A 20,756-nucleotide genomic window follows, 5' to 3' on the forward strand; every position below is an offset into this window, starting at 1 on the left:
CTCGTGACATCGATCACCCCCGATCCCGGGAACCACGCCCCGCCCTCGCCCACCTGCCTCCCACCACCGCCGGCGCCGGAGCGCGCTGCGCGCGGGCTCCCTTTTCGCTCCGGTGGGGGCACGCCCGGTACGCTCACCGCCGTGCCACACGCTGATCAGTCCCCCACTTCCCAGAAAGGCGCTTCCGTGACGTATCCGGGGCCGCCGCGACCGGTTCAGGTCTCCGCCACATCCCTCGCGGAGCTCGCCGGCCAGCTGGGTGCCGCCGCACCGGAGAGCCCCGCCGAGGTCACGGGCATCACCCATGACTCGCGCGCGGTCCGCCCGGGCGACCTGTACGCCGCGCTCCCGGGCGCCCGGCTGCACGGTGCCGACTTCGTCACCCAGGCCGCCGGTCTCGGCGCGGTCGCGGTGCTGACCGACCCGACGGGTGCCGAGCGCGCCGCCGCCACCGGGCTGCCGGTCCTGGTCGCCGACGATCCGCGCGGACGGATGGGCGAACTGGCGGCGACGATCTACGGCCACCCGGGACGGGACCTGCTCCAGATCGGCATCACGGGTACCTCCGGCAAGACCACGACCGCCTATCTCGTCGAGGGCGGGCTGCGCACGACCCACAGCACCGGTCTCATCGGCACGGTCGAGATGCGCATCGGCGACGAGCGCATCAAGTCCGAGCGCACCACGCCCGAGGCCACGGACCTGCAGGCCCTGTTCGCGGTCATGCGCGAGCGCGGGGTCGAGGCGGTCGCCATGGAGGTCTCCAGCCATGCGCTGGTGCTCGGCCGGGTCGACGGCTGCGTCTTCGACGTCGCGGTCTTCACCAACCTCAGCCCGGAACACATGGAGTTCCACTCCGACATGGAGGACTACTTCCGGGCCAAGGCGCAGCTGTTCACGGAGAAGCGCAGCCGGATCGGCGTCGTCAACTTCGACGACGAGTACGGCCGCAGACTCGTCAAGGAGGCCGGGGTCCCGGTCGTCACGTACTCGGCCGAGGGCCATCCGGACGCCGACTGGCGCGCCGAGGACGTCCGGATCGGCCGGCTCGACTCGGCCTTCACCGTGCTCGGCCCCGAGGGACTGCGCATCTCCGCCAAGTCGCCGCTCCCGGGCCCCTTCAACGTGGCCAACACCCTCGCCGCGATCGTCGCCCTCGCCACGGCCGGCGTCGACCCGCAGACCGCCGCCGACGGCATCGCCGCCGTGCCGGGCGTCCCGGGCCGCCTGGAGCGCGTGGACGCCGGGCAGCCCTACCTCGCTGTGGTCGACTACGCCCACAAGACCGACGCCGTCGAATCGGTGCTGCGCGCCCTGCGAAAGGTCACCGAGGGCAAGTTGCACATCGTGCTCGGCTGCGGCGGCGACCGGGACACCACCAAACGCGCCCCGATGGGCGCCGCCGCGGCCCGGCTCGCCGACACGGCCGTGCTCACCTCCGACAACCCGCGCTCCGAGGATCCTCTCGCGATCCTCGCGACCATGCTGGAGGGTGCGGCCTCCGTACCCGCACACGAACGGGGCGAGGTGCAGGTCTTCGAGGACCGGGCCGCCGCCATCGCCGCCGCCGTGGCCCGCGCGCGGCCCGGGGACACCGTGCTGGTCGCGGGCAAGGGCCACGAACAGGGCCAGGACATCGCCGGAGTGGTCCGTCCCTTCGACGACCGCCAGGTGCTTCGCGAAGCTATCCAGAAGACCCAGGGATGAACTTGTGATCGCCCTCTCCCTCGCCGAGATCGCCACAGTCGCCGGCGGGCAGATGCATGACATACCGGACCCGTCCGTCCAGGTGACCGCGCCGGTCGTCCGGGACTCCCGGGAGGTGGAGCCCGGCGGCCTCTTCGTCGCCTTCGTCGGCGAGCGCGCCGACGGGCACGACTTCGCCCCGGCGGTGGTCGAGGCGGGCGCCGCGGCCGTGCTGGGGTCCCGCCCCGTCGGCGTGCCCGCGATCGTCGTGGACGACGTGCAGGCCGCCCTCGGCGCCCTCGCGCGCCACGTGGTGCGGCGGCTGGGGGCGACCGTGGTCGCCCTCACCGGTTCCGCCGGCAAGACCAGCACCAAGGACCTCATCGCCCAGGTGCTCCAGCACAAGGCGCCGACGGTGTGGACGCCCGGCTCGCTCAACAACGAGATCGGGCTGCCGCTCACGGCCCTCAGCGCCACCGAGGAGACGAGGTTCCTCGTGCTGGAGATGGGAGCCCGGGGGATCGGCCACATCCGGTACCTCACCGGCCTGACCCCGCCGCGGATCGGGCTGGTGCTGAACGTCGGCACCGCCCACATCGGCGAGTTCGGCGGCCGTGAGCAGATCGCGCTGGCAAAGGGCGAACTCGTCGAAAGCCTGCCCTCCAAGGACGAGGGCGGCATCGCGGTGCTCAACGCGGACGATCCGCTCGTGCGGGCCATGGCGTCCCGTACGGCGGCGAAGGTGGTCCTTTTCGGAGAGTCCGACGAAGCGGACGTTCGCGCCGAGAACGTGAGACTCACGGACAGTGGACAGCCGGCCTTCAGCCTTCACACACCCTCCGGGTGCAGCGATGTGACCATGCGCCTGTACGGTGAGCACCACGTGTCGAACGCGCTCGCCGCGGCCGCCGTCGCCCATGAGCTGGGCATGTCCGCGGAGGAGATCGCAACCGCGCTCTCCGAGGCGGGCACCCTCTCCCGTTGGCGGATGGAGGTCACCGAGCGCCCGGACGGCGTGACGGTCGTCAACGACGCCTACAACGCGAACCCCGAGTCCATGCGAGCCGCACTGCGCGCGCTCGTGGCGATGGGCAAGGGACGTCGTACGTGGGCGGTGCTCGGCAAGATGGCCGAGCTCGGGGACGAGGCGCTCGCCGAGCACGACGCGGTCGGGCGGCTCGCCGTCCGGCTCAACGTCAGCAAGCTCGTCGCGGTCGGGGGCAGGGAAGCGTCCTGGCTGCAACTGGGCGCATATAACGAGGGTTCGTGGGGTGAGGAGTCGGTGCACGTGTCCGACGCACAGGCGGCGATCGACCTGTTGCGCAGCGAGCTGCGCCCAGGAGACGTCGTACTCGTGAAGGCGTCCCGGTCGGTCGGGCTCGAGAGTGTGGCCCAGGCGCTGCTCGAGACCGGTGCCGAGGGTGAGGTTGCCGCCCGATGATGAAGCAGATCCTGTTCGCAGGAGTCATTGGCCTCTTCCTCACCCTGATCGGCACTCCACTGCTGATCAAGCTGCTGGCCCGCAAGGGCTACGGGCAGTACATCCGCGACGACGGCCCGCGCGAGCACGCCAGCAAGCGCGGCACGCCGACCATGGGTGGCATCGCGTTCATCCTGGCGACGATCGCCGCCTACTTCCTGTCCAAGGTGATCACGAGCTGGACCACCGACAAGGCGGCCACACCGACCTTCTCCGGTGTGCTGGTGCTGGGCCTGATGGCCGGCATGGGCCTGGTCGGCTTCCTCGACGACTACATCAAGATCGTCAAGCGGCGCTCGCTCGGTCTGCGGGCCAAGGCGAAGATGGCCGGCCAGCTGATCGTCGGTATCGCCTTCGCCGTACTGGCACTGCAGTTCGCCGACGCCCGCGGCAACACCCCGGCGTCCACCAAGCTCTCCTTCGTCCAGGACTTCGGCTGGACGATCGGCCCGGTGCTGTTCGTGATCTGGGCGCTGTTCATGATCCTCGCGATGTCGAACGGCGTGAACCTGACCGACGGTCTGGACGGCCTCGCCACCGGCGCCTCCGTGCTCGTCTTCGGCGCGTACACGTTCATCGGCGTCTGGCAGTTCCAGGAGTCCTGCGCCAACGCGGCGACCCTGACCAACCCGGCCGCCTGTTACGAGGTAAGAGATCCACTCGACCTGGCCGTCGTCTCCTCCGCGCTGATGGGCGCCTGCCTCGGCTTCCTGTGGTGGAACACCTCGCCCGCCAAGATCTTCATGGGTGACACCGGATCGCTGGCCCTCGGCGGCGCGCTGGCCGGCCTCGCGATCTGCTCCCGCACCGAGCTGCTGCTCGCGCTGCTGGGCGGCCTCTTCGTCCTGATCACCATGTCGGTCGTCATCCAGGTCGGCTCGTTCCGCCTCACCGGCCGCCGCGTCTTCCGCATGGCGCCACTCCAGCACCACTTCGAGCTCAAAGGCTGGTCCGAAGTCCTGGTCGTGGTCCGCTTCTGGATCATTCAGGGAATCTGCGTGATCGTGGGACTTGGCATCTTCTACGCGGGATGGGCAGCGGAAAAGTGACCGACTGGCAGGGGAAGCACGTCACCGTCGCCGGCCTCGGCGTCTCCGGCGTCCCGGCGGCCAAGGTGCTCAACGGGCTCGGCGCTCGCGTCACGGTCGTGAACGACGGCGACGACGAGCGGGCCCGGGCACAGGCCGCCGAGCTGGAGGCGCTCGGCATCACGGTCCGGCTCGGCGACGGCGCCACCCTGCCCGAAGGCACCGACCTCATCGTCACCGCGCCCGGCTGGAGGCCCGACAAGCCGCTGTTCGCGGCGGCGGCCGAGGCCGGTGTACCGGTCTGGGGCGATGTCGAGCTGGCCTGGCGGCTGAGGGGCCCCGACGCGGCCCCCTGGCTCGCTGTCACGGGGACCAACGGCAAGACCACCACCGTGCAGATGCTCGCCTCGATCCTGCGGGCTGCGGGCCTGCGCACGGCCGCCGTCGGCAACATCGGGGTCTCCCTGCTGGACGCCGTCCTCGGCGAGGAGCAGTACGACGTCCTCGCGGTGGAGCTGTCCAGCTATCAGCTGCACTGGGCCCCGTCGCTGCGCGCCCACTCCGCCGTGGTGCTCAACCTGGCGCCCGACCACCTCGACTGGCACGGCTCGATGGAGGCGTACGCCGCCGACAAGGGCCGTATCTACGAGGGCAATCGGGTCGCCTGCGTGTACAACGTCGCCGACAAGGCGACCGAGGACCTGGTGCGCGAAGCGGACGTGGAGGAGGGCTGCCGGGCGATCGGCTTCACTCTCGGCACGCCCGCCCCGTCCCAACTCGGCGTCGTCGACGGCATCCTGGTCGACCGCGCCTTCGTCGAGGGCCGGCAGAAGAACGCACAGGAGCTGGCCGAGGTCTCCGACGTGAACCCGCCGGCCCCGCACAACGTCGCCAACGCCCTTGCCGCGGCGGCCCTCGCGCGCGCCTTCGGGGTGCCCGCCGGGGCCGTACGGGACGGGTTGCGGTCCTTCACCCCGGACGCCCACCGCATCGCACATGTGGCGGACGTGGACGGGGTCGCCTATGTCGACGACTCCAAGGCCACCAACACCCATGCGGCGGAAGCCTCGTTGGCGGCGTACGAGTCGATCGTGTGGATCGCCGGCGGGCTCGCCAAGGGGGCCACCTTCGACGAACTGGTCGCCAGGTCGGCGAAGCGGCTTCGCGGTGTGGTGCTCATCGGTGCGGATCGCGCGCTGATCGGTGAAGCCCTCGCGCGACACGCCCCGGAAGTACCCGTCGTCGACCTCGACCGGACCGACACTGGGGCGATGCGTGCGGCCGTGCAGGAGGCGCGACGGCTCGCGAACTCCGGGGACACGGTGCTGTTGGCTCCCGCTTGCGCCTCCATGGACATGTTCGCGAACTACAACAAGCGCGGGGACGCGTTCGCGGAGGCCGTACGCGAACTCGGGACCGCGGGCGCCTGACGGCGGGCCCCGGTCGCTCCGGGCGCGCCCGGGATCCCTGGGAGGGACGCGTGACGACGCCATCGTGGTCGGTCTTTCGCGGGCGGCTGCCCGCCGGCGCCACCGCTCCGTGCAGCGAGGTGACCGGTGGCATCCAGTAGCCGTGCGGTGCAGCGGCCGGCCGGGCGGCCAACCGGTCCCCGCTTCTCGCGCGACAACCCCGCGGTCCGTCTCGTCACCCGGGCCCGGCGGGCCTGGGACCGCCCGCTCACGGCCTACTACCTGATCCTCGGCGGAAGCCTGCTGATCACCGTGCTGGGCCTGGTGATGGTCTACTCGGCCTCGCAGATCACCGCGCTGCAGATGTCGCTGCCGGGGTCGTACTTCTTCCGGAAGCAGTTCCTCGCCGCCTCCATCGGCGCCGTGCTGCTGCTCGTCGCGTCGCGGATGCCCGTGAAACTCCACCGGGCGCTGGCGTACCCGATACTGGCGGGGGCCGTCTTCCTGATGGCACTGGTGCAGGTGCCCGGGATAGGGATGTCGGTCAACGGCAACCAGAACTGGATCTCGCTCGGCGGCTCCTTCCAGATCCAGCCCAGTGAGTTCGGCAAGCTCGCCCTCGTGCTGTGGGGCGCCGACCTGATCGCCCGCAAGCAGGACAAGCGGCTGCTCGGACAGTGGAAGCACATGCTCGTGCCGCTCGTCCCGGTGGCGTTCCTGCTGCTCGGGCTGATCATGCTCGGCGGTGACATGGGCACGGCCATCATCCTGACCGCGATCCTCTTCGGGCTGCTGTGGCTGGCCGGGGCCCCCACCCGGCTGTTCGTCGCGGTGCTGTCCATCGCGGCCACGATCGGCGCGATCCTGATCAAGACCAGCCCGAACCGCATGGCCCGGCTGTCCTGCATCGGGGCGACCGAGCCCCAGTCGGGTCCGGTCGACTGCTGGCAGGCCGTGCACGGCATCTACGCCCTGGCGTCCGGCGGAATCTTCGGTTCCGGCCTTGGTGCGAGTGTGGAGAAATGGGGCCAACTACCCGAAGCGCACACCGACTTCATCTTCGCCGTCACCGGTGAGGAACTGGGCCTCGCGGGGACGCTGTCGGTGCTCGCCCTCTTCGCGGCTCTAGGCTATGCGGGTATCCGCGTGGCCGGACGCACGGAGGACCCCTTCGTGAGGTATGCCGCGGGAGGCGTGACGACCTGGATCACCGCTCAGGCGGTGATCAACATCGGTGCGGTGCTCGGCCTGCTGCCGATCGCCGGCGTCCCCCTCCCGCTGTTCTCCTACGGGGGATCCGCCCTGCTGCCGACCATGTTCGCCATCGGGTTGCTGATCGCCTTCGCGCGCGACGACCCCGCTGCGCGGGCGGCGCTTGCGATGCGGCAACCTCGCTTTGGTAGAAAGCGGGCGGGAGGCCCTTCGGGGCCTCGGAGATGGAACACGATGCGACGGCGTGCCTCGGCGGCGCGCTCGTCCGGAGAGCGGTGAATTTCGGTGCATGTCGTACTCGCCGGTGGGGGGACCGCCGGCCACATCGAGCCCGCGCTCGCCCTCGCGGACGCCCTGCGCAGGCAGGATCCGACCGTGGGAATCACGGCACTGGGCACGGAGCGCGGTCTGGAGACGCGGCTCGTTCCCGAGCGGGGCTACGAACTCGCGCTGATCCCGGCCGTGCCTCTGCCACGCAAGCCGACCCCCGAGCTGATCACGGTCCCCGGGCGGCTGCGCGGCACGATCAAGGCGGCCGAGCAGATCCTGGAGCGGACCAAGGCGGACGCCGTCGTCGGGTTCGGCGGTTATGTCGCCCTGCCCGGTTACCTGGCGGCCAAGCGGCTCGGTGTGCCGATCGTCATCCATGAGGCCAACGCGCGCCCCGGTCTGGCCAACAAGATCGGCTCGCGGTACGCGGCCCAGGTCGCCGTCTCCACCCCCGACAGCAAGCTGCGCGGCGCCCGCTACATCGGTATCCCGCTGCGCCGTTCCATCGCCGTCCTGGACCGCGCCGCGGTGCGTCCGGAGGCCCGTGCCGCCTTCGGGCTCGACCCGAACCTGCCGACGCTGCTGGTCTCCGGCGGCTCGCAGGGCGCCCGCAGGCTCAACGAGGTGGTCCAGCAGGTCGCTCCGTATCTGCAGCAGTGCGGGATCCAGATCCTGCACGCGGTGGGCCCGAAGAACGAACTGCCGCGCGTCCACCAGATGCCTGGGATGCCCCCCTACGTCCCGGTACCGTACGTGGACCGGATGGACCTCGCGTACGCAGCGGCCGACATGATGCTCTGCCGTGCGGGGGCGATGACCGTCGCCGAACTCTCCGCCGTCGGGCTTCCGGCCGCATACGTCCCGCTGCCCATCGGCAACGGCGAACAGCGGCTGAACGCCCAGCCGGTGGTGAAGGCGGGCGGCGGACTGCTGGTCGACGACGCGGAGCTGACCCCCGAGTGGGTCCAGCAGAACGTGGTGCCCGTGCTCGCGGACCCGCATCGGCTGTACCAGATGTCCCGCGCAGCCTCCGAGTTCGGCCGCCGGGACGCCGACGAACTGCTCGTCGGCATGGTGTACGAGGCGATCGCCTCGGCACGGGCCGCCCGCTGACAAGGGGCGCACAGGACGGCGAGTGAGCCGTCGCGGTGGGGGTACTCGCGGCTTTCGGCCGCGGGAGAACCGACCCAGGGAGAAGGAGGGCGCGTGGCCGGACAGATGACCGCCGAGCGCGGCGAACGGCAGCAGCTGGAGTCCGGCCCGCCCCGGTCGCCCCGTGTTCACCGGCGCCGTATGCTCATCATCCTTTTCCTTGCCGTGGTGTTGACGGGCGGCGGCTCCATCTGGCTGCTGTACGGCTCCCCGTGGTTGCGTGTGGAGCGCGTCTCCGTCACGGGGACGGACGTGCTGACCCGGGCGCAGGTGCGCGAGGCCGCCGGTGTCCGGCTCGGTACGCCGCTGATTTCCCTCGACACCGATGCGATCGAGGCCCGCCTGCGCCGGAAATTGCCCAGGATCGACTCGGTTGACGTCTCCCGTTCCTGGCCCCGTGGAATCGGGCTGAAAGTGACCGAACGCACCCCGGTTCTGATCCTGGGAGACGGCGGAAAGTTCACCGAAGTGGACCGGGAAGGCGTACGGTTCGCGACCGTTTCCGCGCCTCCGAAGAACGTTCCCGCCCTGGAATTGACCGTGGAGCGTTCGGCCGCCACAACGCGTTTCGGTACCGGGCGGCTGATCGGTGCCGCGGCCCGAGTCGTCCAGGACGTTCCCGCCGCCGTCGCCCGGGACATGCGGACCGTCACGGTCCGTTCCTATGACTCCATCTCGCTGGAGTTGAGCGGCGGACGGACCGTCGAGTGGGGCAGCAGCGAGAAGGGCCGAGCCAAGGCGGTCGCACTGAGCGCGCTGGTGAAAGCCGCCTCCGGCGCCCGGCACTTCGACGTAAGTGTTCCCAGCGCCCCTGCGTCATCGGGGAGTTGACGGCCGTCAGCGCAGGCCAGCACCCTGGTTGGGCAGCGCTACGGCTGATCACATAGGGTGAAAAGAAAAACGGGAGGTTCGGCGTGTTCGTTGAACGTGCGCCACTTGTCGACTTAGTGTCCTGTTCGGAAGAGTCCAAGGAACAGGCACACTGGTAACCCTAAACTTCAGGGTTAGGGTTCGGGTCGGCGTTCGGACCGTCCCATTCGGCATCTGCCGGCGAGCCGCGGGGCAGCCGCGGGACGACGGCAACGTAATTCGAGGCGAGAGGCCTTCGACGTGGCAGCACCGCAGAACTACCTCGCAGTCATCAAGGTCATCGGTGTCGGCGGCGGTGGTGTCAATGCCATCAACCGGATGATCGAGGTCGGCCTCAAGGGCGTCGAGTTCATCGCCATCAACACCGACGCGCAAGCCCTGTTGATGAGCGACGCCGACGTCAAGCTCGACGTCGGCCGCGAACTCACCCGCGGACTCGGCGCAGGAGCCAACCCGGCCGTCGGCCGCAAGGCCGCCGAGGACCACCGCGAGGAGATCGAGGAGGTCCTCAAGGGGGCCGACATGGTCTTCGTGACGGCCGGCGAAGGCGGCGGCACCGGCACCGGCGGCGCGCCCGTCGTGGCCAACATCGCGCGCTCCCTCGGCGCCCTCACCATCGGCGTGGTCACCCGGCCGTTCACCTTCGAAGGACGGCGCCGCGCCAACCAGGCCGAGGACGGCATCGCCGAACTCCGCGAAGAGGTCGACACCCTCATCGTCATCCCTAACGACCGGCTGCTGTCCATCTCGGACCGCCAGGTCTCCGTCCTCGACGCCTTCAAGTCGGCGGACCAGGTCCTGCTCTCCGGTGTCCAGGGCATCACGGACCTCATCACGACCCCCGGCCTGATCAACCTCGACTTCGCCGACGTGAAGTCCGTCATGTCCGAGGCCGGTTCGGCCCTCATGGGGATCGGCTCGGCCCGTGGTGACGACCGCGCGGTGGCCGCGGCCGAGATGGCGATCTCCTCGCCGCTGCTCGAGGCCTCCATCGACGGTGCGCGCGGTGTGCTGCTGTCCATCTCCGGTGGCTCCGACCTCGGTCTGTTCGAGATCAACGAGGCCGCCCAGCTGGTGAGCGAGGCCGCACACCCCGAGGCGAACATCATCTTCGGTGCCGTCATCGACGACGCCCTCGGCGACGAGGTGCGGGTCACGGTCATCGCCGCGGGCTTCGACGGCGGCCAGCCCCCCGCCAAGCGGGACAACGTCCTCGGCTCGTCGGCCGCGAGGCGCGAGGAGCCCACGCCGGCCCGTCCGGCCGAGGGCCGCCCGTCCTTCGGCTCGCTCGGCAGCGTCACGCCCAAGGAGGCGCCGGAGCCCGCTCCGGAGCCGGTGAGCGAGCTCCCGGTCACCCCGCCGCCGATCCCGCAGTCGCGCAGCTACTCGGACAGCGCGGCCGAGGAACTGGACGTACCGGACTTCCTGAAGTGATAGGACAGCGCGACACCGTGAGCGGCGCGCACTTCGCCTTCACCGACAGGTGGGGCGGGGTGAGCGCCGCTCCGTACGAGGAGCTCAATCTCGGCGGCGCGGTCGGCGACGACCCCGGCACCGTTCGCACCAACCGCGAGCTGGCCGCGAAGTCGCTGGGGCTCGACCCCGTCCGGGTTGTCTGGATGAACCAGGTGCACGGCGCGGACGTCGCGGTGGTGGACGAACCCTGGGGTGAAAAGCCGGTGCCCGAGGTTGACGCCATCGTCACGGTCCGGCGTGGTCTCGCACTCGCCGTGCTCACCGCCGACTGCACCCCCGTTCTGCTCGCCGACCCCGTCGCCGGGGTCGCGGCCGCCGCGCACGCGGGCCGGCCCGGCATGGTCGCCGGGGTCGTCCCGGCCGCGGTGCGGGCGATGACGGAACTGGGCGCCGAGCCGTCCCGGATCGTCGCCCGCACGGGGCCCGCGGTCTGCGGCCGGTGCTACGAGGTGCCCGAGTCGATGCGCGCCGAGGTGTCGGCCGTCGAACCGACGGCGCACGCCGAGACCAGCTGGGGCACTCCGGCGGTCGACGTGAGCGCCGGAGTGCATGCGCAGCTCGAACGGCTCGGGGTGCACGACCGGGTGCAGTCGCCGGTGTGCACGCTGGAGTCGGTTGATCACTTCTCGTACCGCCGCGACCGCACCACCGGGCGACTCGCGGGATATGTCTGGCTGGACTGATGGGCATGACGGACCGTAGGGACCAGATCGCGGCGAACCTCGCGACAGTCGAGGACCGCATCGCGGCCGCGTGTGCAGCGGCGGCACGCAAGCGGGAAGAGGTGACCCTCATCGTGGTCACCAAGACCTATCCCGCGAGTGATGTGCGGATTCTCTCGGAACTCGGGGTCCGCCATGTCGCCGAGAACCGCGACCAGGACGCCGCGCCCAAGGCGGCGGCTTGCTCGGATCTGCCGCTTACGTGGCATTTCGTCGGTCAGTTGCAGACCAACAAGGTGCGATCCGTGGTCGGTTACGCGGATCTCGTGCAGTCCGTCGACCGATCCAGGCTGGTGACGTCGATGTCGCGGGAGGCCGTGCGGGCCGGGCGCGAGATCGGCTGCCTCATCCAGGTCGCGCTCGACGCGGACGCGAGCGGGCGGGGCGCGCGTGGCGGTGTGGCACCCGCGGGAATCGAAGAGTTGGGCGACCTCGTCGCGGATGCCGAAGGGCTGCGGTTGGACGGGCTGATGACCGTCGCGCCGCTCACCGGCGAGTACGCGGGACGTCAACAGGCGGCGTTCGAGCGGTTGATGGATTTGTCGACCGACCTGCGCCGAGCCCATCCGGCTGCAACCATGGTCTCGGCAGGAATGAGTGCGGACCTCGATCAGGCCGTGGCGGCCGGGGCGACACATGTGCGCGTCGGTACCGCGGTACTCGGAGTCCGCCCCAGGCTCGGGTAACGTCGCCAAGAAGTCGGACCACAGCAGAAAATATGGTCATTAACGCTGCTAGCGGGCGTAACGACCTCGTGGATCGCGGGCACTTGGCGGTAGTCAGCCGATCCACCACAGAGCGGAGGACTCAGAGCATGGCCGGCGCGATGCGCAAGATGGCGGTCTACCTCGGCCTCGTGGAGGACGATGGGTACGACGGCAGGGGATTCGACCCCGACGACGACTTCGAGCCCGAACTCGACCCGGAGCCGGAGAGGGACCGCAGGCGGCACGAGCCGTCACACCAGTCACACCAGGCGCATCAGCCCCAACGGGACGAATCGGTGCGAATGGTGCAGCCGCCGGCGCAGCGTGAACCGGCGTCGCAACCCGCTTCGCTTCCCGCGGAATCGGGGCGTCCGGCTCGCATCGCCCCCGTGGCATCCATCACACAAGAACGCCAGAGTATGGAGAAGAACGCGCCGGTGATCATGCCCAAGGTCGTGTCCGAACGAGAGCCGTACCGGATCACCACGCTCCACCCCCGGACGTACAACGAGGCCCGTACCATCGGGGAACACTTCCGTGAGGGCACGCCGGTGATCATGAATCTGACTGAGATGGATGACACAGATGCGAAGCGACTTGTCGACTTTGCGGCCGGTTTGGTGTTTGGTCTTCATGGCAGCATCGAACGGGTGACGCAGAAGGTGTTCCTGTTGTCGCCTGCTAACGTCGATGTCACAGCGGAGGACAAGGCCCGCATCGCAGAGGGCGGGTTCTTCAACCAGAGCTGAGACGCAACACCGGAAAGAGTGCGGGAAACAGGGGAGAGGGAAGCACGGATCATGGGCGTGTTCCTGGAGGTTGTCTACATCGTGCTGATGTGCTTCCTCGTCGTGCTGATTTTCCGGCTGGTCATGGACTATGTCTTCCAGTTCGCCCGCTCATGGCAACCCGGCAAGGCGATGGTGGTCGTTCTGGAGGCCACCTACACTGTCACCGATCCACCGTTGAAGCTTCTGCGGCGGTTCATCCCGCCGCTGCGTCTCGGGGGCGTGGCGCTCGACCTGTCCTTCTTCGTTCTGATGATCATCGTCTACATCCTGATCTCCATCGTGGGGAATCTCGCGAGGTGAATGTGGACGATACGGTCTTGCCGACTGCCGATGACTACGTTGAGGTGAAGAGATGCCGTTGACCCCCGAGGACGTGCGGAACAAGCAGTTCACGACCGTCCGCCTCCGAGAAGGCTATGACGAGGACGAGGTCGATGCCTTCCTCGACGAGGTCGAAGCCGAACTGACCCGCCTGCTCCGGGAGAACGAGGATCTGCGGGCCAAGCTGGCCGCCGCCACCCGTGCCGCCGCGCAGAACCAGCAGAACATGCGCAAGCCTCCGGAGGCGCCGGACCAGCCGCAGGGCATGCGCGGTCCCGGCGGTCCCGTGCCCGCCGGCATATCGGGCCCGCCGCAGCAGCAGATGGGTGGCCCCATGGGTGGACCGCCCCAGCTGCCCAGCGGTGCACCGCAGCTGCCCGCCGGCCCCGGTGGACAGGGCGGTCCGCAGGGTCCCGGCCCGATGGGTCAGGGTCCGATGGGTCAGGGGCAGATGGGTCAGGGGCAGATGGGTCAGGGCCCGATGGGTCAGGGTCCGATGGGTCAGGGCCCCATGGGTCAGGGCCCCATGGGTCAGCCTCCGATGGGCCAGCCCCCCATGGGTCAGCCTCCGATGGGTCAGCCCCCGATGCCGCAGCAGATGGGCGGCCCGATGGGCGGTCCCATGGGTGGTCCCGGCATGCCCGGTCAGGGCCCCGGCGGCGACAGTGCCGCGCGTGTCCTCTCGCTGGCCCAGCAGACCGCCGACCAGGCGATCGCCGAGGCCCGCTCCGAGGCCAACAAGATCGTCGGTGAGGCCCGCAGCCGCGCCGAGGGTCTTGAGCGCGACGCCCGTGCCAAGGCCGACGCCCTGGAGCGGGACGCGCAGGAGAAGCACCGCGTCGCGATGGGCTCCCTGGAGTCCGCCCGCGCCACGCTGGAGCGCAAGGTCGAGGACCTGCGCGGCTTCGAGCGCGAGTACCGCACGCGGCTGAAGTCGTACCTGGAGTCGCAGCTGCGTCAGCTGGAGACCCAGGCCGACGACTCGCTGGCCCCGCCGCGGACCCCGGCCACGGCCTCCCTGCCCTCGCCGGCGGCGCCGTCGATGGCTCCGGCGGGTGCGAGCGCCCCGTCGTACGGCGGCAACCAGACGATGGGCGGCCCGGCACCTGCCCCTCCGTCCTACGGCGGTCAGCAGCAGATGTCCCCGGCGATGACCCAGCCGATGGCGCCGGTCCGGCCGCAGGGCCCGTCGCCGATGGGCCAGGCTCCCTCGCCGATGCGCGGGTTCCTCATCGACGAGGACGACAACTGACGGCAAGAACGCCATAGGCGTCGGCAACACCAAGGGCGGGGCTCCGGATGAATCCGGAGCCCCGCCCTTGTGCTACGCGCGTTCGGGCGGCACTGCGGCCTCTGTTCGGGCGTGGGAGCGGTTGTGCGTACGCACACCACGCCGAAGGCCCGGGCCCGCCATGATTTTTCCGGCGGGCCCGGGCCTTCGTACGTGTCCTACGCCTTGCGCAGGCGGAACGTCAGGGCGAGGCCCTCGTCCGCGAACATCGCACCGTAGGTGTCGTCCGCCTCGCCCTGGGCGAAGTCCGTGGCGAGCACCTCCTCGGCGATCAGGTCCGAGTGCCGGCTCAGGGCCGCGATGACCGCCGGCTCGGTCGCGGTCCACCGCAGCGCGATGCGGTCGGCGACGTCCAGGCCGCTGTTCTTGCGGGCCTCCTGGATCAGCCGGATCGCGTCACGGGCGAGGCCCGCCTGGCGCAGCTCCTCGGTGATCTCCAGATCCAGGGCGACCGTGGCGCCGGAGTCGGACGCCACCGACCAGCCCTCGCGCGGGGTCTCCGTGATGATCACCTCGTCGGGGGCGAGCGTGACCGTCTCCCCGTCGACCTCCACCGATGCCGTGCCTTCCCGCAGGGCCAGGGACAGCGCCGCAGCGTCCGCGTTCGCGACGGCCTTCGCCACCTCCTGCACGCGCTTGCCGAAGCGCTTGCCGAGGGCGCGGAAGTTCGCCTTCGCCGTCGTGTCGACGAGCGAGCCGCCGACCTCGGCGAGAGAGGCGAGCGCCTCGACGTTCAGCTCCTCCGTGATCTGCGAGTGCAGCTCCGGGTCCAGGGTCTCGAAGCCGGCCGCCGCGATCAGCGCACGGGACAGCGGCTGGCGCGTCTTGACGCCCGACTCCGCGCGCGTCGCGCGGCCGAGCTCCACGAGGCGGCGCACCAGCACCATCTGCCGGGACAGCTCCGGGTCGATCGCGGCCAGGTCCGCCTGCGGCCACGAGGCCAGGTGCACGGACTCGGGGGCGCCGGGGGACACCGGCACGATCAGGTCCTGCCAGACCCGCTCGGTGATGAACGGGGTGATCGGCGCCATCAGCTTGGTGACGGTCTCGAGGACCTCGTGCAGCGTGCGCAGTGCCGCCTTGTCGCCCTGCCAGAAGCGCCGGCGCGAGCGGCGGACGTACCAGTTCGACAGGTCGTCGACGAAGGCCGACAGGAGCTTGCCCGCGCGCTGGGTGTCGTAGGACTCCAGTGCCCCGGTCACCTGGTCGGTGAGCGCGTGCAGCTCGGACAGCAGCCAGCGGTCCAGCACCGGGCGGTCGGCCGGGGCCGGGTCGGCCTCGCTCGGGGCCCAGCCCGAGGTGCGGGCGTACAGGGCCTGGAACGCGACGGTGTTCCAGTAGGTCAGCAGCGTCTTGCGGACGACCTCCTGGATCGTGCCGTGGCCGACGCGACGGGCCGCCCAGGGGGAGCCGCCCGCGGCCATGAACCAGCGCACCGCGTCCGCGCCGTGCTGGTCCATCAGCGGGATCGGCTGGAGGATGTTGCCGAGGTGCTTGGACATCTTGCGGCCGTCCTCGGCGAGGATGTGGCCCAGGCACACGACGTTCTCGTACGACGACTTGTCGAAGACCAGCGTGCCGATCGCCATCAGCGTGTAGAACCAGCCGCGGGTCTGGTCGATGGCCTCGGAGATGAACTGCGCCGGGTAGCGGGACTCGAACAGTTCCTTGTTCTTGTACGGGTAGCCCCACTGCGCGAACGGCATCGAGCCGGAGTCGTACCAGGCGTCGATCACCTCGGGCACACGCGTGGCCGTCCCGCCGCACTGGGGGCAGCCGAAGGTCACCGCGTCGATGAACGGGCGGTGGGGGTCGAGTTCCGACTGGTCGGTGCCGGTCAGCTCGCCGAGTTCGGCACGGGAGCCGACGACGGTGAGATGGTCTTCCTCGCATCGCCAGATGGGCAGCGGCGTGCCCCAGTAGCGATTGCGGGACAGCGCCCAGTCGATGTTGTTGGTCAGCCAGTCGCCGTACCGGCCGTGCTTGACCGTCTCCGGGAACCAGTTGGTCTTCTCGTTCTCCTCGAGAAGGCGGTCCTTGACGGCCGTGGTGCGGATGTACCAGGACGGCTGCGCGTAGTAGAGCAGCGCGGTGTGGCAGCGCCAGCAGTGCGGGTAGCTGTGCTCGTACGGGATGTGCTTGAAGAGCAGGCCGCGCTGCTGGAGGTCCTCGGTGAGCCGCTCGTCCGCCTTCTTGAAGAAGACGCCGCCGACCAGCGGGACGTCCTCTTCGAAGGTGCCGTCGGGGCGCACCGGGTTGACCACGGGCAGGCCGTACTCGCGGCAGACCTTGAGGTCGTCCTCACCGAAGGCGGGGGACTGATGGACCAGACCCGTGCCGTCCTCGGTGGTGACGTAGGTGGCGTTCACCACGTAGTGGGTGCCGCCCGGGGTCTGGGGGAACTCCACCAGCTCGAAGGGCCGTTGGTACGTCCAGCGCTCCATCTCGGCGCCGGTGAAGGAACGGCCCGTTGACTCCCAGCCCTCGCCGAGCGCCTTGCCGAGGAGCGGTTCGGCGACGACGAGCTTCTCCTCGCCGTCGGTCGCGACGACGTAGGTGACGTCGGGGTGGGCGGCGACCGCGGTGTTGGAGACGAGCGTCCACGGCGTCGTCGTCCACACCACGAGCGAGGCCTCGCCGGCCAGCGGACCGGACGTGAGCGGGAAGCGGACGTAGACCGACGGGTCCACGACCGTCTCGTAGCCCTGCGCCAGCTCGTGGTCCGACAGGCCCGTGCCGCAGCGGGGGCACCAGGGGGCGACGCGGTGGTCCTGGACCAGCAGGCCCTTGTTGAAGATCTCCTTCAGCGACCACCAGACGGACTCGATGTACTCGGGGTCCATCGTGACGTAGGCCTCGTCGAGGTCGACCCAGTAGCCCATGCGGGTGGTCAGCTCGGAGAAGGCGTCGGTGTGCCGGAGGACGGACGCGCGGCACTTGGCATTGAACTCGGCGATGCCGTACGCCTCGATGTCCTTCTTGCCGCTGAAGCCGAGCTCCTTCTCCACCGCCAGCTCCACCGGGAGGCCGTGGCAGTCCCAGCCGGCCTTGCGGGCCACATGGTAGCCGCGCATGGTGCGGAAGCGAGGGAAGACGTCCTTGAAGACGCGGGCCTCGATGTGGTGGGCGCCCGGCATGCCGTTGGCGGTGGGCGGGCCTTCGTAGAACACCCACTCAGGGCGGCCCTCGGACTGCTCCAGGCTCTTGGCAAAGATCTTCTGCTCGCGCCAGAAGTCGAGCACCGCGTGCTCGAGCGCGGGCAGGTCGACCTGGGCGGGCACCTGGCGGTACTGCGTCATCGATCTTCCTCCGGCGGACGTGCTGCCTTCCGTCGGAGGGACGAGAGCCGGGAATCGTCTGCCTTTCCCGAACGCCGTGTGCGGCGCGCTCCCGCGGTACCACCCTCCTTGGCCCTCCGGTGCGTGCGTGCACCGGTGGACCCCCTCATTGGGGTCGCGATGCCGGTTCTAGCGGCCTTCGAACTGGGGCGGGACCCCTGTCCGAGGCTTTCTTCCGGCGGCTCCGGGGTGATCTTCACGTCGCGCTCGCCCCCGGGCTTCCACCGTCCCCGGGTCGCTCCTGGCTGCGTACGGCGCTACTCGTCCCCATCCACGCTTTTCGCTCCGCCCAGTGTACGGCGCCGCACCGACGTCGGCCGACCGGTTTTGCTCCCCCGGAGGCAGGGCGCGGGAGGGGCCCGCGAGTGACCCGAATGGCGCGGCCCTCGCTGTCCGGATCCCGGGACGCCGGGCGCGGCGGATTACGGGGCGGAGAGCTGGGCACAACGGATGCAGGCTCGCCGTGCGGCTCGCGTGCGGCGGGCGATTTCGGTGGCGTGCCCCGTTGCCGCGGGCCAGAAGTCGATTTATCGTCCCAGCACGATTCGCGCGCAAGATCACAATATGTGAAGGGGCCGCGGCCATGGTGGCGAAGAAGACCGCCGTACAGCAGTCGTCGACCGGCAGAACCGCCGGTGCGGCGGGCTCCGGCGTGTCGGCGGCCCCGGATGTGCGCGGGAGGAGCGCCGCCCACGCGGCGCTGAGCCGGACGGCCGGACTGGTCCGCAGGCTGGGAGCAGCCGTGGGCGGTGTCGCCGGGGTCGGCAGGGAGCCCGCGGGTGCTGCGGAGAGGGCCGCCCGGCAGCGGGCGGTCGCGAATCCCGAAGCAGCGGTGGGCCCGCGGGGAGGCCGTGCGAAGGACACCGCCGGTCAGGCGCCGGCGGGCCGGAAATCCGGGGCCGGACGGGCACGTGCCGTACAGGCGGCCGCCTCCGCGTCGACAGGTGGGGCGGGGAAGGTGTCGGTGAAGTCCGGGACCAGGAAGTCATCTGTCGGGAATGTCGGGAATGTCCGGAGCGCTGAGAACGCTGGCACCTCAGGAACCCGGACGGCCGCCGGCAGGCCGGCCGCCCGGAGGACGGCTTCGGGAAAGGCCGCCGCCGACGCGGTCGCCCCCCGCGGGGCGGCCGCGAAGAAGGCGACCGCGAAGCCGTCGACTGCGGGGACGGCCGGTGGGAAGTCTGCTTCCGGAACGGCAGGCACGAAACCGGCCGCCGGGAGGAGGCCCGCGGGCAAGGAGCCGGCCTCCGGGAAGCAGGTCGGTGCCGGTGCCGCCGGGAAGCCGGAGGCACCGAAGAAGGCGGCCGTGAGGAAGGGCCGAGGAGAGGAGGAAGGCGGTCCCGAGGGACCTGAGGGGAAGAAGTCGGCGGCCGACGGGAAGAGAGCGGTGACCGCCACCACCGCGAAGAGGTCGGCAGCGAAGAAGTCCGGCGCCAAGGAGGCAGCGGTGACCAGCACCGTGGTGAAGAAGGCGACAGCGGCGAAGAAGCCCGTCGCCGAGAGGGCGGCGGCGAGCGCCGTCGCCGAAGGGGCTTCGTCGAAGAAGCCCGTCGCCAAGAAGGCACCGGGCAAGAAGGCGCCGGCCAAGAAGGCCGTCGCCAAGAAGGCCGTCGCCGGGAAGACGGCCAAGGCCACGGCCTCGAAGAGCGCCGCCGGTAAGGGCGGCACCACGAAGAGCACCCCCACCAAGAGCGCGGCCAAGAAGAGCACGGCCAAGAAGGCGGCCGCGGGAAAGGTCGCCAAGCAGACGGGAGCCACGACGGTGGTTGCGAAGAAGACCCCTGGCACGGCCACAGCGGCGACGAACCCCACCGCGGTCCCCAAGGCGAGGTTCGCCGCGGCGGAGCCCGGCGAACTGGCGGTGCGCGCCGGTGAGGCCCCGTGGACTCCCGAGGAGGTGGCGGAGGCGCGTGCGGAGCTCCAGTCCGAGGCGGTGCGGCTGCGCGGTGAGATCGACGCGTCCGAGCAGGCGGTGGTGGGGCTGATGCGCGACTCCGGGGACGGCGCCGGCGACGACCAGGCGGACACCGGCACGAAGAACATCACACGCGAGCACGAGCTGGCGCTCGCCGCCAACGCGCGCGAGATGCTCGAGCAGACCGAAAGGGCCCTGGACCGTCTCGACGCCGGCACCTACGGACTGTGCGAGAGCTGCGGGAACCCCATCGGCAAAGCGCGTATGCAGGCCTTTCCGCGGGCCACGCTGTGCGTGGAGTGCAAGCAGAAGCAGGAACGCCGGTAGTGATCCTCTCCTCAACGCCTGGTGGGGCCGGGTGGTGCCGTACTCTCGTCCTCAGTGAGGGCACCTAGGTTGAGGGACTGACGTGGCAGAGGCGGAGCGCATCATCGGTACGCCGGACATCCCAGACGCGTCGGGGGCCGAGCCGGAGCAGTCCGAGGAACGGGCCCCGGCGGACGGCTCCGGCGCGAACGAGGCGGGGTCCGGCGTCGCCGACCGCCCCAAGGGCAAGCGCCGTATCGCGGTCCTCTTCGGGGTCGCCGCCTTCGCCTACGCCCTCGACCTGGTCAGCAAGCTGGTCGTGGTCGCGAAGCTGGAGCACCACGCACCGATCGAGGTCATCGGCGACTGGCTGAAGCTCGAGGCCATCCGCAATCCGGGCGCCGCCTTCGGATTCGGCGAGGCCTTCACGATCATCTTCACCGTGATCGCGGCCGCCGTGATCGTGGTGATCGCCCGCCTCGCACGCAAGCTCTACAGCCTGCCGTGGGCGGTCGCGCTCGGCCTGCTGCTCGGCGGCGCCCTGGGCAACCTCACCGACCGGATCTTCCGCTCGCCGGGCGTCTTCGAGGGCGCGGTCGTCGACTTCATCGCGCCCAAGCACTTCGCCGTCTTCAATCTTGCCGACTCGTCGATCGTGTGCGGCGGCATCCTGATCGTGCTGCTCTCCTTCCGCGGCCTCGATCCGGACGGAACGGTCCACAAGGACTGAGCGTCCGGGGCTCTCGTACGGGGCTGTCCGACCCGTCCGGCATACTCGACGG

General features: G+C 70.3%; 16 protein-coding genes. 15 read left to right on the forward strand and 1 reads right to left on the reverse strand.

The features are described from left to right. The first annotated feature begins 186 nt into the window (after positions 1–186). The 13 genes from RCR19_RS27185 (at position 187) to RCR19_RS27245 (ending at position 14,376) form a co-directional block, all read left to right on the forward strand. A complete protein-coding gene (locus tag RCR19_RS27185) occupies positions 187–1,707 on the forward strand; it encodes a UDP-N-acetylmuramoyl-L-alanyl-D-glutamate--2,6-diaminopimelate ligase (RefSeq protein ID WP_331267512.1) in 1,521 nt (506 codons plus the stop codon). A 4-nt stretch (positions 1,708–1,711) separates the two neighbouring features. Further along, complete coding sequence (gene murF, locus RCR19_RS27190) at positions 1,712–3,127, forward strand: UDP-N-acetylmuramoyl-tripeptide--D-alanyl-D-alanine ligase (protein WP_331267513.1); 1,416 nt, start codon at positions 1,712–1,714, stop codon at positions 3,125–3,127. Continuing rightward, entirely contained in the window at positions 3,127–4,215 is a 1,089-nt protein-coding gene (mraY, locus tag RCR19_RS27195; RefSeq protein ID WP_107116849.1) for a phospho-N-acetylmuramoyl-pentapeptide-transferase, read from the forward strand. Before murF ends, mraY begins: the two co-directional genes overlap by 1 nt. Next, on the forward strand, positions 4,197–5,624 hold the full coding sequence (gene murD, locus RCR19_RS27200; RefSeq protein ID WP_331267514.1) for a UDP-N-acetylmuramoyl-L-alanine--D-glutamate ligase: 1,428 nt from the start codon (positions 4,197–4,199) through the stop codon (positions 5,622–5,624). Before mraY ends, murD begins: the two co-directional genes overlap by 19 nt. Before the next feature lie 147 nt (positions 5,625–5,771). Next, positions 5,772–7,094 carry a putative lipid II flippase FtsW gene (ftsW, locus tag RCR19_RS27205; RefSeq protein WP_331269568.1) on the forward strand — a complete coding sequence of 441 codons (1,323 nt, stop codon included), beginning with the start codon at positions 5,772–5,774 and terminating at the stop codon, positions 7,092–7,094. A 6-nt stretch (positions 7,095–7,100) separates the two neighbouring features. Next, the gene (murG, locus tag RCR19_RS27210) at positions 7,101–8,198 is read left to right on the forward strand and encodes an undecaprenyldiphospho-muramoylpentapeptide beta-N-acetylglucosaminyltransferase (RefSeq protein ID WP_059133225.1); all 1,098 of its coding nucleotides are present in this window, start codon (positions 7,101–7,103) and stop codon (positions 8,196–8,198) included. Between the two features lie 93 nt (positions 8,199–8,291). After that, a complete protein-coding gene (locus RCR19_RS27215; RefSeq protein WP_331267515.1) occupies positions 8,292–9,068 on the forward strand; it encodes an FtsQ-type POTRA domain-containing protein in 777 nt (258 codons plus the stop codon). A 279-nt stretch (positions 9,069–9,347) separates the two neighbouring features. Then, entirely contained in the window at positions 9,348–10,541 is a 1,194-nt protein-coding gene (ftsZ, locus tag RCR19_RS27220) for a cell division protein FtsZ (protein ID WP_059133223.1), read from the forward strand. Further along, the gene (gene pgeF / locus RCR19_RS27225) at positions 10,538–11,266 is read left to right on the forward strand and encodes a peptidoglycan editing factor PgeF (protein WP_331267516.1); all 729 of its coding nucleotides are present in this window, start codon (positions 10,538–10,540) and stop codon (positions 11,264–11,266) included. The genes ftsZ and pgeF overlap by 4 nt, the downstream gene beginning before the upstream one ends. A gap of 5 nt (positions 11,267–11,271) precedes the next feature. Continuing rightward, on the forward strand, positions 11,272–11,991 hold the full coding sequence (locus RCR19_RS27230; RefSeq protein ID WP_331267517.1) for a YggS family pyridoxal phosphate-dependent enzyme: 720 nt from the start codon (positions 11,272–11,274) through the stop codon (positions 11,989–11,991). Between the two features lie 128 nt (positions 11,992–12,119). Then, complete coding sequence (sepF, locus tag RCR19_RS27235) at positions 12,120–12,761, forward strand: cell division protein SepF (RefSeq protein ID WP_331267518.1); 642 nt, start codon at positions 12,120–12,122, stop codon at positions 12,759–12,761. A gap of 51 nt (positions 12,762–12,812) precedes the next feature. Next, the gene (locus tag RCR19_RS27240) at positions 12,813–13,103 is read left to right on the forward strand and encodes a YggT family protein (protein WP_059133220.1); all 291 of its coding nucleotides are present in this window, start codon (positions 12,813–12,815) and stop codon (positions 13,101–13,103) included. A gap of 52 nt (positions 13,104–13,155) precedes the next feature. Next, positions 13,156–14,376 (forward strand): DivIVA domain-containing protein, encoded by a 1,221-nt coding sequence (locus RCR19_RS27245; RefSeq protein ID WP_331267519.1) that lies wholly within the window; start codon positions 13,156–13,158, stop codon positions 14,374–14,376. Between the two features lie 197 nt (positions 14,377–14,573). Here the strand turns inward: RCR19_RS27245 and ileS are convergent, their stop codons facing one another. After that, entirely contained in the window at positions 14,574–17,714 is a 3,141-nt protein-coding gene (ileS, locus tag RCR19_RS27250; RefSeq protein ID WP_331267520.1) for an isoleucine--tRNA ligase, read from the reverse strand. A 1,345-nt stretch (positions 17,715–19,059) separates the two neighbouring features. Between ileS and RCR19_RS27255 the strand changes: the two genes are divergently transcribed. Together RCR19_RS27255 and lspA are read left to right on the forward strand one after the other, a co-directional pair. Continuing rightward, positions 19,060–19,995, forward strand: coding sequence for a TraR/DksA family transcriptional regulator (locus tag RCR19_RS27255; RefSeq protein ID WP_331267521.1), 936 nt, complete (start codon positions 19,060–19,062; stop codon positions 19,993–19,995). Positions 19,996–20,077: 82 nt separating this feature from the next. Beyond that, complete coding sequence (gene lspA, locus RCR19_RS27260; protein WP_331267522.1) at positions 20,078–20,704, forward strand: signal peptidase II; 627 nt, start codon at positions 20,078–20,080, stop codon at positions 20,702–20,704. The last annotated feature ends 52 nt before the right edge of the window (positions 20,705–20,756 follow it).

Source organism: Streptomyces sp. WAC07094 (genome assembly GCF_036320405.1).
GTDB classification, from domain to species: Bacteria; Actinomycetota; Actinomycetes; order Streptomycetales; family Streptomycetaceae; genus Streptomyces; species Streptomyces lannensis.